Genomic DNA, 12,473 nt, shown 5'->3' on the forward strand with positions numbered 1-12,473 from the left:
TGGGCGGCCCGCCCGGCATGGAGAGGAAAGCCGGAGGGACCGCCCGAAGAGGGCGCAGATCAGGTTCTGCGCCTCATGCCGTTATCATTTGCCAGTTCACTTGAACGTGTAGCGGACGCCCAGCGCGAAGGTCCGCGCCAAGAGCGTGGTGCCCAGATTGAACTGGTCCGGCCCGCCCACGTCCTCGAACTTGTAGTAGGTCTGCTGCTTCTCCTTGGTGATGTTCACCGCGTCGAAGGTCAGGCCGAGATCCTCGGTGATGTTGTAGGTGAGCTGGAAGTCCAGGCTCTTTTCAGGCGTGCGCCAGATGCCGATCGGGTTGGCGAACAGGCGCGCTTCGTTCTGCGCCAGGAAGCCGTCGCGATAGACATAGGACAGGCGCGCACCGACCGGACCGCGCTCATAAGCGAGCGTGACGTTGTACGAGAAGTCCGACACGCCGAAGAAGGACGAGGTCGTCTCACCGATGATGTTGCCCTGGCCATCGTCCAGCGGGATCGTCTGGCTGGAGTCGAGCACGGTGAGGCTGCCCTGCACGCCCAGGCCGTCGAGGATGCCCGGCAGATAGTTCGGGAAGTAGGTGAGGCCCACTTCCAGACCCTTGAGCACGCCGCTCGACGCGTTCTGCGGCTGGGTGACGAGGAAGGTATCGGTGTTGAGGCCCGTGTTCGGGAGGGTGACGCGCGAGGTGAGCGGCACGACCAGGCCATCAATCTCACGCCGGAACAGCGTGGCGTAGATCGCGCTGTTGCGTTCGAAATACCATTCGAGCGCAAGGTCGAAATTCTTCGACGTCGTCGGCTTCAGGTTCGCGTTGCCGCTGGTGCCGCTGCCATAACCCACGTTGGTGAGATCGCCGACCAGCGTATAGTTCGGGTTGAGATCCGTGAAGTTCGGACGACGCAGCGTTTCGCCATAGTTGAAGCGCGCGCGCAGATTGTCCGCAATCTCGTACCGCAGCGTGAAGCTGGGCAGCAGCTTTTCGGTCTGAGTCGAGCCCGCGGTCGAAACCAGCGGATCCGAATAGCGATCGGTGAAGATCGTGTTGGTGTCGACATTGACGTAGCGGAGACCCACCTGCACCTGCAGCGGCCGGCCGAAGATCGAAACCTCGCCATCCGCCTGGATATAGGCGGTCATGGTGACTTCGTTGATGTCGAAGACCTTGATCAGCGACAGATCGTCCGAAAGCTTGATGTTCGGATTCACCGACTGATAGAGCGCGCGGACCGTATCGGCGTTCGCATGGAGCCACGAACCGCTCGGCAACACCCACGAGGTCGGCACGTCGGCGCGGCCGTCGAAGAAGCCTTTGTTGGTGAAGAATGCCGCCGGATCGAGGGTCGTCAGCGGACGGCCAAGCGAGCCGGCTTCCTGGCCGCGGACCGAATCCGCCGCCTTGCGGTCGTCATAACGGATGCCGCCGCTGACCTTGCGGAGGAAGCCTTCGTCCCACTCATAATCGCCGTCGAGCGTGAAGGTCAGCGCGCTGCCCTTCGACTTGTTGGCATTGTCGTAGAACTGGGCGAGGTTCCACTGCGACGGATCGGTCAGCAGGCTATCGTCGTTGAAGTGGTAGGAGGGCACGCCGCCGCCGGCGTTGAACACCGTATCGATCGAATCCGCCACGCGATCGGTGCGCAGCGCGATGAACGAGGTCTTGTTGGTGCTGTCCTGATAAGCGAGATCGGCGACGATCTTGCCGCGATCGCCAACATCCCACTTGGCGTTCAACGCATAGAGGAAATTGTCGGTCTTGTTCGTGCCGTAATCGCCGCTGTTGAAGCCATAGACGCTGCCGACGCGGCGGCCGCTCATGATGTTGGTGCCGTCATAGAGCTCGAAGGTCGAACCCGGATTGGCACCCAGATCACCCCACCAGTCGACGAAGCTGAACTGCAGGCTGTTGAAGGTTGTGCCGCGGAAGCCGTTGTAGAAGAATTCGGCGGTATATTCCGAGCTGTCGTTCGGCGCCCACTGCAGTGCCGCGTTGACGGCCGGGCGCTCACGCTTGCCGTAGAGATCGGAGCCGAACACCGCGTCGCGCGACAGATAATAAGGCGTGTCGACGCCATTGATGTTGAGCGTCGAACCTGGCGCGGTGGAGAGGCCGCGATCGGAACCCGGCTGCCAATTTTCGTTGTTCGGGCCCGGGAAGATGCGCTCCAGCGGGGTGAGGCCCGAGCCGGCAGGCGGATTTTCGGTCGCGAACGGCACGAAGGCGCCGGCGGTGACGGTCATGTCGCGATATTTGGTGCGCGCATAGCTGCCGTTGATCAGGAAACCGATGTCGCCGATGGCCGTTTCCCAGCGATCGCTGATGAGCGCGCTGATGTTCGGATTATAGGTGTCGGCCTGCTCGTTATAGATGCCGCGGGCGACAGCCGAGACGGCAAAGCCGTTGAAATCGAACGGACGGCGGGTCTGCACGTCGATCTGACCGGCGAGACCGGTTTCGATCTGATCGGCGGCGCGCGTCTTGAAGACGTCGACCTGCCGGATGAGGTTGGCGGACAGATCCTGCAGCTGGAACGCCTGGCCAGAGGCGGTGAAGATGTTGCGGCCGTTCATCGTCGTCAGGGGATCGGTAAGACCACGGATCGACACGCCCGCCGCCTCGCCACCGGCGCGGTTGGTGACCTGGACGCCGGTGATACGCTGAAGCGCCTCGATGACGTTATTGTCGGGCAGCTTGCCCACGTCCTCGGCGACGATCGAGTCGACGATCTGCACCGATTCCTTGCGGACGTTGAGCGCGCCGACGATCGACGCCTTGACGCCGGTGACGACAATGTCCTCGTCGCTGACCTCGCCGGGGGTGGCATCGGCCGCCTGCACGGCTTCCGCCGCCGGTGCCGCTGGAGCAGCGACTTCGGCATAGGCCGCGTTGCCCGCCATCAGCGAGAAAATGGAAACGGAACACAGGACAACCGGCTTGAAAGCCATTTCTTCCTCCCCTGGGCCGACGCCTTATCGCGGCCTTCATTAACTCCGACTACTTATTTCTGACATGCAGGTTGCGCAAGGATAATCTTGTGCGCTGACAGGGCCGCTGAGCGGCGTTTGAACGTCATCCTCAGCCTTGGAATTAATATGCTGATTTTGTGTATTTTATCGGTGTATTGAACCGATATAACACCGCTCCATACGCTGCTTTTGATTGGCATTAGGGTAGTGTGAGATGCGCTCGATTGTGGCTTCACGGCACCATATCGGCGCCGTGAATCACATCACAAGTCGGACTTATGGAGTCGGTATTCGCTTTAGCTGACCAGCCAAGCGGTGCTCGCGTCATTGCCGGCGCCCAGAACGAGCGCGCCGTCGCGATGCGCAAGCGCCTTATCCGGATGTGCTGCCGCGGTAAAGCGCACCGCGCCATCAGGAGCCGGACGGCGGACGAAACTGGCGCGCCGCAGGAAGCCGGCATTGGTTTCCGCTTTCTCCAGCCCGACGCTGCCATCCTGTCCGACAGCGAGGCAATAGTCCGGCATATCGACCGGGCTGAGCGTCACGCTGCCGCTGATCCGGCCGGGCATCTGGCGGAACTGGGTGGACGGCAGCGCCCCCTGCCCGACGAGCGCGCGCGTACCTTCGTGCGCCAGATAGGCATCGCGGCGGCCGGCGGGCGAGAAGCGATCCGGTAGTGGGCCGTTGCCGACCGGAATACCGAAATCGGGGCTGCCGTCCGCCTTGTAATAGAGCCGCTGGATGCGGGTGTGACGGTTGGGATCGAACAGCGGATCGCCCGTGATCGCCCGGTAATCGCGGCCATGATAGACGAGGATGTCGCGGCCTTCCTCGTCCACGGTGAAGCTGTTGTGGCCGGGGCCATAGACCTTGGTCACTTCCGACGTGGTGAACACCGGCTGGGGCGACTTGGTCCACGCGCCCGCATCCATGATGTCGGCATCGGCATCGGCAGTGAGCATACCGAGGCAATAGCGCGCGTCGGTGGCGCTGGCCGAATAGCTCATGAACAGGCGGCCATTGCGCGCGAGGATCGCCGGCGCCTCCGCAACCTTGAAGCCCCGAATCTCCCAATCGAGCGTCGGCACCGTCAGCCGCGTCGCCTTGGCGCCGAGCGTGAGCGGGGTCGCGAGCGGCGCGATATAGAGGTTGGAATTGGTCTCGATCCCCGGCTCGCGCTGCGCCCAGACGAAATAGCGCTTGCCGCGATGTTCGAAGACGGTGGAATCCAGGTTGAAGCTGTCCCACGGCGCCTGGAACTGGCCCAGCACGGACCAGTTGCCGGTCATCGGATCGGCGCCGTCGCAGACGATCGCATAAGTGCGGATGCGGAACACATCCTCGCCGCCGCCGCTGGGGCCGGCGGCGAAATACATGACCCACTTGCCGTCAATCAGGTGAAGCTCGGGTGCCCAGATGAAGCCCGACAACGGCCCGCTCGCGAGGTGGCGCCACAGCACGCGTTCTTCCGCAGTCGCGAGCCCCGCCAGCGTGCGCGAGCGGCGCAGCACCAGCCGATCATATTCGGGGACCGAGCCGGTGAGATAATAATAGCCGTCATCGTGGCGGAAGACCTGCGCATCGGCGCGCTGCCGGACGAGCGGGTTCTGCGCGATCGGCTGCAGCGCCGTGGGCGATGTCGCGCGGGCGATCGCGGGAACGGCGGAAAGCGCGGCAGTGCCGGCGATGAAATTACGGCGGGACAGGTTGAGGATCATTCAGGCTTCTCCCGATCTACATATATCGGGCGGCGCGCCGGCCGCCCGGCGCATCAATATTCGGCCACCGGCCAGCCATCCGCGCCCCAGCGGACGGGGGCGATACGGAGCGTCGGCGCGCCATTCTTCTGGCGGTCGTACGCGTGGTAGAGGACATAATCCTTGCCGTCCTTGTCGCGCAGCCAGCCGGCATGACCGGGGCCGCGGAAGCGCTGCTGCTCCTGCAGATCGGCGCGCAGAAAGATCGTCCCCCTGCCCTCCATCAGCGCGCTGCCGTCCTTGCCGAGATAGGGGCCGGTGATCGACTTGGACCGGCCGATGACGGTGTAATAGGTGCTGTTCACGCCCTTGCAGCAATAGTCGTAGGACACCATCAGCCAGTAATAGCCGCCATGATCGACGATGAAGGGCGCCTCGATCGGGGCGGGGCCGCCGGCGGGCGCCGGCCGCTGCGCGATCGATACGGGCTTTGCGTTCGGCTGCAGCGGCTTGCCGGTCTTCGGGTCGAGCTCGAACAGCTTGATGCCGCTCCAGAAGCTGCCGAGCGACAGCCAGTGGCGGCCGTCGCGATCGACGATGAAATTAGGGTCGATCGCGTTGAAATCGTCCGCGGGCGTGGACGCCACCACCAACCCTTCGTCGCGCCAGCCATAATCGCGCGATTTCGGATCGAGCGTCTTGGACGTGAACAGGCCGATCGCCGAGCGGTTCGAGCCGAAGGTCGAGATGGAATAATAGAGCCGGTAGCGGCCGTTCACGAAGCTGATGTCAGGCGCCCACATGCCATCGGTGCCGGGCACCGCTTTCTTTGCCCAATCGGGGATCGCGTTGAACAAGGGTGCGCCGGCGGTCCAGTGGACGAGATCCTGCGACGTCCGCGTCTCGATCAGCCGCTGGCCATGGCCGGTGCTGAAGACATGATAGGTGTCGCCTTCACGGATAATCACGGGATCATGCGTCGGCGTGAGATCGCCCGTGAGCCGGCTGTTGAGCGTGGCTTGCGTGGCCGTGCCCGCCTGCTGCGCGATGGCAGCGCCACCCAGCGCCAGCGCGGCAAGGCCGCTTGCCAGCGCGATCTTCGCGAACCTCAAATCCTCTCTCCCTTATTTTTGTCTGTCAGCCGGCCGCGGCCCAGGCGGCGACCAGTTCGGCCGCACGCGCCGCCACCGTCACGGGATCGTCCCCCGGCCGATAAAGCGCGCCGCCGACGCCGATGCCGTCGACACCCCTGCCCCGCCACTCGGCGAGATTGGCGATACCGACGCCGCCGACCGCCCACAGCGCCACGCCAACCGGCAACACATCGCGCAGGGTGGAGAGATAGGCGGGTCCGAACGCCGAAGCCGGAAACAGCTTGAGCCGGCGCGCGCCCGCATCGATCGCGGCAAAGGCCTCGGTCGGGGTCAGGAAGCCCGGCATCGGCTCGAGACCGCGAGCCAGCGCGTGCGCGATCACGGCGGGATCGCTGTTGGGCGAAACCGTGAAGCGACCGTTGGCCTTCGCAAGCGCGTTGACCATCGTCGGGGTCAGGATCGTGCCGCCGCCGATCGCCGCCCGGTCGCCGAACGCAGCGGCCATCGCGGCGATGCTTTGGGCAGGGTCGGGCGAGTTGAACGGCACCTCGATCAGGCGGATGCCGGCATCGACCAACGCGCCGGCGATCGCCACCGCCTCATCGGGACGAATGCCCCGGAGGATCGCCATGATCGGCGGCGCACCGGCCGCCAACACTTCGTCGATCGTCATGCCGTTTCTCCTTGCGCCAGTTCGAGACCGGCGAGGACGCAGGCATCGCCATCCATGACGTGAACACCGCAGCCGGCCCTCGCCAAAGCCTGCGTATAATGGCCGGCCAGCGCCGGATCACCGATCAGCACGACATCATTGTCGGCGCCCACCTCAGCCACGACCTCGCCGCCGATCAGCAGGCCGGAGAGATAGCCGCGCGCCCATTCGCCCGAACGGCCATCGACCATGCGTGCTGCCCGCGCCTCGAACAAGGCGCCAAGCGTCGCTTCGCCGCTGCGCTCCAGGCCGCGCGCGAAACCCTGCTCCATGATCCCGTCGCCGGCGTCGTCCCCGCCCGCCAACGTCGAGCGATCAGCGAGCAAGGCGAACAATTCGCCGGTAGGATAGGTGCGGAAGCCGCGGATGACGCCATGATCGACCGTCACCCATTTGCTATGGGTGCCCGGCAGCACGAAGGTCCAGCGGCCGTGGCCGAGCGCCGGATCGAGCGCGATCGCGCCGAAGATCTGCGTCTCCTCGCCCCGCATCACGTCGGGAACGCCAACGGCGTTGCGGGTGCGGAGGCCCGGCAGGACGGACACTTCGCTGCCACCGACCGCGACCTTCACCGCACGATCCCGCCAGCCCGCGGCGTCGGTGGGGCAGTCGACATAGGTCGTCTCCACCAGTCCGCCGCGCGCGCCGGCCATCCCGCAGAGGATGACCGGCCCGAGTTCGCCCTCGGCCCGCCATGGCGCCAGACGATCGGCGAGGATGTCCGCGGCGGCGGCGTCGAGCGCCCCGATGCCGGGGCCGTCGATGCGCCCGACCGTCTCCCCGCCGACGCGGCGGAACAGCCGTAGCCGGGTCGTCCCCCAATCGCCGAGGATGGCCGCGCCCATCACTTGAGCTGGAGCACCACCACCGACTTCGCCGGCAGATCGACGGTGAGCACGCCGCCATCGACCCGCGCGCCTGTGAACGGCGCCGGCTTCACCACTTCCGGTGCTGCAAACGTGTTGTGCGAGTTGATCGCCGGCGCGGTGAGCACGCGGCCGGAGACGCCCGACGCGTTCAACCCGTCCAGCTTCACAGTCACGGTGTTGGGTTTATTCGGATCGAGGTTGGACAGGCCGACATAGACATTGCCGTCCTTGGCCCGCACCGCAGATCCGCTGACCGCGGGCATCGTCCACTTGTCCTTGCCGTACCACGGCGTGTCGATCGCGATCGGCAGCACCGTCGCGTCCTGCCAGGGCTTATACATTTCGAAGACATGGTAGGTGGGCGTGAGTACCATCTGCTTGCCTTCGGTCAGGATCATCGCCTGCAGCACGTTCACCATCTGGGCGATGGCGGTCATCTTCACGCGATCGGCATGCTTGGCGAAGATATCGAGGTGGATGGACGCGATCAGCGCGTCACGCAGCGTGTTCTGCTGGCGCAGGAAGCCAGGATGCGTGCCCGGATCCTGAGCATACCAGGCGCCCCATTCGTCGACCGCCAGCCACACGCGCTTCTGCGGATCATATTTGTCCATGATCGCGCTGTGCTTGGTGATCAGTTCGTCCATGCGGAAGGCGCCGGCGAGCGCGTCGGCCCAGCCGGATTCGTCAAAATCGACCGCAGGCGCGCGCGGCGGCCAGCCGCCGGCCGGGTGGACATAATAATGGAGCGACAAGGCATCGAGCTGGCCCGCGGCGATGCGCATCATCGCGTCCGTCCAGGCATAATCCTCGACATTGGCGCCGGCGGCGATCTTCATGATCCTGGTGCCGGCGGGCGCCTTGACGAAGGTCGCGTAACGGCGCGTCACATCGGCCGCATATTCGGGGCGCATATTGCCGCCACAGCCCCACAGCTCGTTGCCGACGCCGAAATAGGGGACCGCCCAGGGCGCCTTGTGGCCGTTCTTGCCGCGCTCTTCGGCCAGGCTGCCGGCGGGCGCGGTCATATATTCCACCCACTCGGCCATTTCCTGCGGGGTGCCGTTGCCGACATTGCCGGCGATATAGGCTTCGGCGCCGACCTGACGGAGCAGTTCGAAGAATTCGTGCGTGCCCACCGTGTTGGGCTCGGTCACGCCGCCCCAATGGGTGTTGACCTTCACCGGACGCTTGTTCTTCGGGCCGACGCCTTCGCGCCAATGATATTCATCGGCGAAGCAGCCGCCCGGCCAGCGGATAACGGGAACGCTGAGGTTGCGGAGCGCCGCCACGACATCGTTGCGGAAGCCGTTGGTGTTGGGGATCGACTTGTCATTGCCGACCCACAGGCCGCCATAGATGCCGTTGCCGAGATGTTCGGCGAACTGAGTGAAGATGCGGCGGTCATAGACCGGGCCGGGCCTGGCAACGTCGATCGTCGCGGTGACGGGCTTCACCGTTTCGGCAAGGCCGGCCGTGGTGGCGGTGACGGCAGCGGCGGACAGCAGCAGCGCGGCAGCGGCGCGGCGCAGGGTTCCAATCATGTTCTCTCCCCTGTTTCTTTTAATCGTGGAACGGATCGGTGATTTCGCGACGCCCGCGCAGGAAGGCATCGGCCACCAGGCGCAGCGGATCGGTATCGACATCGCTGCGGCCACCCCGGATCAAGGTGGCGAACCGGCCGTAGAGGCCGGGATATTCATGGTCCTCGCTATGCTCCGTGCCACTCGGGATCGAGAGCACCGCGCCGCCATTGGCGAGCTTGAGCGTGCCGGCATCGGTTTCGACGATGATGTCCCAGCTCTGCGGGCCGGTCTGCCGCCAATCGAGATCCATGCTGATCGGTGCGCCGGCAGTGTCGCGAAACTCCATGTCGGCGGCGATCGGCGCGGCGCGGTTGGCCGGCAGGACGAGCGTCGCCGATTTCAGGAAGAAGGGCCGCGGCAGGATGTGGGTGATGATCGACAGCGCATTGATGCCGGGATCGAACACGCCGAGGCCGCCCGGCTCCCAGATCCACGCCTGACCGGGATGCCAGACACGAACGTCCTCGCGCCAGATCACCTGCACGCTTTCGATCCTGCGTTCGGCAAGCCAGGCGCGGGCCGGGGCGACACCGGCCGCAAAGCGCGAATGCCAGCCGGCAAACAGGGTGGCGCCAACCTTGTCCGCGCGCGCACTGAGCGCCGCCACTTCGGCGAGCGTTGCGCCCGGCGGCTTTTCGAGGAAGACGTGGATACCGCGCTTCAACGCCATCGCGGCGAGATCATAGCGGACCTGCGGCGGCGTGCAGAGCGCCACGGCGTCCACCGCCGGTCCTTCCTCCAGCAGCGCTTCCAGGCTCTTGTGGTGCGGCACGCCCGGCATGCCGGGATCGTGCGGGCTGACCGTGGCCGCAAGGCTGAAGGCGCCATTGCCCGCGATGGCAGGCAGATGCTGGTCGCGGGCGATCTTGCCCATGCCGACCACGGCAATGCGAACGGGGTCCATCCTCAGAGCGCCTTTACCGCCACCGCCGCGTCGTCAGCACGCGCCAGCGGGTTGCGCAGCGGCAAGGTGAAGGGAGCGGCCGCGATCTCGAACACGTCGCCTTCCTCCGTCCGCACGCCATCGGTGAACGAGAGCGTCGCCGTGCCATAGAAATGAACATGGACGTCGCCGGGGCGACGGAACAGATCATATTTGAAGTGGTGCGCCTCCAGATTGGCGAAGCTGTGCGACATGTTCGCTTCGCCCGACAGGAAGGGCTTTTCCCACAGCGTTTCGCCATTGCGGAGGATGCGGCTCGCACCCTCGACATGGTCAGGCAGATCGCCGACGAGCAGTTCCGGCCCGAGCGCGGCCTGGCGCAGCTTGGAATGGGCGAGCCAGAGATAATTGTGCCGCTCGGTCACATGGTCGCTGAATTCATTGGCGAGGCAGAGGCCAAGGCGGAAGGGCGTGCCATCCGGGCCGATGATGTAGATGCCGGCCAGTTCCGGCTCCTCGCCGCCATCCTGCGCGAAGGCGGGCATGGTGAGCGGCGCGCCCGGATCGACAAGCTGCGAACCATCGCCCTTGTAGAACCATTCGGGCTGCTGACCGGTCTCGCCGGCGGCGGGCTTGCCGCCTTCCAGCCCTTCCAGGAACATCCGCATGGAATCGGTCTTGGTGGCGGCAGCGGCGGCCTCGCGGTGCATCTTGTCGCGCCCTTCGGCCGAACCGAGATGGGTGAGGCCGGTGCCGCTCAGGATCAGGTGCGCATCATCATCATGATCCATCGGCGCGAGGAGACGGCCGGCCGCCAGTTCCTCCGCGATGTTCACGGCATCGCCCTTGCCCGCGGCGGCCACGATGTCGGCCAGGCTCTTGCCCTCGTCGATGGCACGCAGGGCAAGCTCGCGAATGCTGGCCACACCGGGGACGAAGGCGGCGCTGTCGCCATTGGCGGCAATCACCGCGCGCACGCCTTCAGCGCTGCGATGCTGCAGCAGACGAAATGCCATGAAATCTCTCCCTACAGGGCGCCGCCGTTGCGCGCGCCGTCACACTATTGCGACGGGCCGGCAGCCGGGCCGGCCCGCATGGTCGATCAGTTGATGGTGAGCACGCCGTCGAGGAGGCGCGGCGCGCCGCCAGCTTCGTCACGCAGCTCGACCGGCAGCAACGCGGCCGACAGGTTCTGGTAGGAGACCGGCCGCAGGAAGCGATCGATCGCGAGGCTGCCGACCGAAGTGGTCCGCGCGTCCGAGGTTGCCGGGAACGGGCCGCCATGGACCATCGCGTGGCAGACCTCGACGCCGGTCGGCCAACCATTGGCGAGGATGCGACCAACCTTGCGCTCAAGCAGCGGCAACAGCCGGCCCGCTATCGCCTCGTCGCCGCCGTCCATGTGGAGCGTGGCGGTCAACTGACCTTCCAGCCCCGCGATAACGCTACGCAACTCATCCTCATCACGGCAGCGGACGATGATCGACGATGCGCCGAACACTTCGTGGCCGAGCGCCTTGTCCGCCAGAAAAGCTTCCGCCGTCGTCTGGAACAAGGCGGCCTGGCCGCGGGTGCAGCCATTGCCTTCCTTGCCGCGCGCCAGCGTTTCGACATTGGCGCTGCCGACGAGCGCGGCCGCGCCTTTTTCATAGGCGTCGTGGATGCCCGTGGTGAGCATCACCTGCGCGTCTGCCTCGCCGACCGCACTGGAGGCAGCAGCGATGAAAGCGTCGAGCCCTTCGCCTTCGACTGCGAGGACCAGGCCGGGATTGGTGCAGAACTGCCCCGCGCCCATAGTGAGCGATCCGGCAAAAGCCTGGCCCAGCGCAGCGCCCCGCGCCTTCAACGCTTCGGGCATCAGCAGCACCGGGTTGATGCTCGACATTTCGGCATAGACGGGGATCGGCACCGGCCGCGTCTGGGCGAGCCTGAGCAGCGCGAGGCCGCCACCGCGCGAGCCGGTGAAGCCGACAGCGGCGATGCGCGGATCCTGCACCAGCGCACCGCCGAGATCATTGCCGGGGCCGACGAGGTGCGAGAAGACGCCTTCCGGCAAGTCGCAAGCCGCGACCGCGCGGCGGATGGCATCGGCGACCAGCGCGCCCGTCTGCGGATGGGCGGGATGGCCCTTCACCACCACCGGGCAGCCCGCAGCGAGTGCCGAGGCGGTGTCGCCGCCGGCGGTGGAGAAAGCGAGCGGGAAGTTGGACGCGCCAAACACGGCGACCGGACCCAGCGGAATCATGCGGAGGCGAAGGTCGGGGCGCGGCAGCGGCTGGCGATCGGGGAGCGCCGGATCGACGCGCAGGCCGAGCCACGCACCCGCGCGGACGACATTGGCGAACAGCCGAAGCTGGCCGACGGTGCGGCCGCGCTCGCCTTCGAGACGCGCGCGCGGTAGGCCGCTTTCGCGCATCGCGGCGAGAATCAGGTCGTCGCCGATGGCGAGGATCTCTTCGGCGATTCGTTCAAGGAAAAGCGCGCGGGTTTCGCGGTCCGTGGCGCGATAGGCGTCAAACGCGGCGTCGGCGGCGGCGCAGGCCCCGGCGACATCGACGGCACCATGCACGGCGAAGGCTTCACCCTGGGGCTGCCCCGTCTCGGCGGTAACAGAATGGAATCCACCGCTTACGTTGCGGTCGATCGAGATGGCGGCACCGGTCAT

At 65.9% G+C, this 12,473-nt stretch carries 9 protein-coding genes; all 9 read right to left on the minus strand.

Translation table 11 applies throughout. From position 1 onward, the window contains the following. Positions 1–96: 96 nt before the first annotated feature. On the minus strand, positions 97–2,946 hold the full coding sequence (locus tag ACFB49_RS12500; RefSeq protein ID WP_380871468.1) for a TonB-dependent receptor: 2,850 nt from the start codon (positions 2,944–2,946) through the stop codon (positions 97–99). A gap of 317 nt (positions 2,947–3,263) precedes the next feature. Next, complete coding sequence (locus ACFB49_RS12505; protein ID WP_380871469.1) at positions 3,264–4,685, minus strand: family 43 glycosylhydrolase; 1,422 nt, start codon at positions 4,683–4,685, stop codon at positions 3,264–3,266. 53 nt (positions 4,686–4,738) lie between these two features. After that, positions 4,739–5,776: an arabinan endo-1,5-alpha-L-arabinosidase gene (locus ACFB49_RS12510; protein WP_380871471.1), complete on the minus strand. Its 1,038-nt coding sequence runs from the start codon at positions 5,774–5,776 to the stop codon at positions 4,739–4,741. 25 nt (positions 5,777–5,801) lie between these two features. Beyond that, on the minus strand, positions 5,802–6,431 hold the full coding sequence (locus tag ACFB49_RS12515) for a 2-dehydro-3-deoxy-6-phosphogalactonate aldolase (RefSeq protein ID WP_380871473.1): 630 nt from the start codon (positions 6,429–6,431) through the stop codon (positions 5,802–5,804). Next, complete coding sequence (locus ACFB49_RS12520) at positions 6,428–7,315, minus strand: 2-dehydro-3-deoxygalactonokinase (protein ID WP_380871475.1); 888 nt, start codon at positions 7,313–7,315, stop codon at positions 6,428–6,430. The genes ACFB49_RS12515 and ACFB49_RS12520 overlap by 4 nt, the downstream gene beginning before the upstream one ends. Beyond that, positions 7,315–8,883 carry an alpha-N-arabinofuranosidase gene (locus ACFB49_RS12525; protein WP_380871477.1) on the minus strand — a complete coding sequence of 523 codons (1,569 nt, stop codon included), beginning with the start codon at positions 8,881–8,883 and terminating at the stop codon, positions 7,315–7,317. Before ACFB49_RS12525 ends, ACFB49_RS12520 begins: the two co-directional genes overlap by 1 nt. 19 nt (positions 8,884–8,902) lie before the next feature. Next, on the minus strand, positions 8,903–9,829 hold the full coding sequence (locus ACFB49_RS12530) for a Gfo/Idh/MocA family protein (RefSeq protein WP_380871479.1): 927 nt from the start codon (positions 9,827–9,829) through the stop codon (positions 8,903–8,905). 2 nt (positions 9,830–9,831) lie between these two features. Next, positions 9,832–10,824 (minus strand): AraD1 family protein, encoded by a 993-nt coding sequence (gene araD1, locus ACFB49_RS12535; RefSeq protein WP_380871480.1) that lies wholly within the window; start codon positions 10,822–10,824, stop codon positions 9,832–9,834. A gap of 86 nt (positions 10,825–10,910) precedes the next feature. Continuing rightward, positions 10,911–12,473, minus strand: a complete 1,563-nt coding sequence (locus ACFB49_RS12540; RefSeq protein ID WP_380871482.1) for an aldehyde dehydrogenase (NADP(+)) — start codon at positions 12,471–12,473, stop codon at positions 10,911–10,913.

It is taken from the genome of Sphingomonas sp. DBB INV C78 (assembly GCF_042693015.1).
Lineage (GTDB): Bacteria > Pseudomonadota > Alphaproteobacteria > Sphingomonadales > Sphingomonadaceae > Sphingomonas_E.

Bases quoted from the DNA above. Each gene is read 5' to 3' on its own strand.
- ACFB49_RS12540 (WP_380871482.1), bottom strand. From the start codon at position 12,473: ATGACCGGTGCCGCCATCTCGATCGACCGCAACGTAAGCGGTGGATTC.
- ACFB49_RS12520 (WP_380871475.1), bottom strand. From the start codon at position 7,315: ATGGGCGCGGCCATCCTCGGCGATTGGGGGACGACCCGGCTACGGCTG.
- ACFB49_RS12505 (WP_380871469.1), bottom strand. From the start codon at position 4,685: ATGATCCTCAACCTGTCCCGCCGTAATTTCATCGCCGGCACTGCCGCG.
- ACFB49_RS12500 (WP_380871468.1), bottom strand. From the start codon at position 2,946: ATGGCTTTCAAGCCGGTTGTCCTGTGTTCCGTTTCCATTTTCTCGCTG.
- ACFB49_RS12530 (WP_380871479.1), bottom strand. From the start codon at position 9,829: ATGGACCCCGTTCGCATTGCCGTGGTCGGCATGGGCAAGATCGCCCGC.
- araD1 (WP_380871480.1), bottom strand. From the start codon at position 10,824: ATGGCATTTCGTCTGCTGCAGCATCGCAGCGCTGAAGGCGTGCGCGCG.
- ACFB49_RS12525 (WP_380871477.1), bottom strand. From the start codon at position 8,883: ATGATTGGAACCCTGCGCCGCGCCGCTGCCGCGCTGCTGCTGTCCGCC.
- ACFB49_RS12515 (WP_380871473.1), bottom strand. From the start codon at position 6,431: ATGACGATCGACGAAGTGTTGGCGGCCGGTGCGCCGCCGATCATGGCG.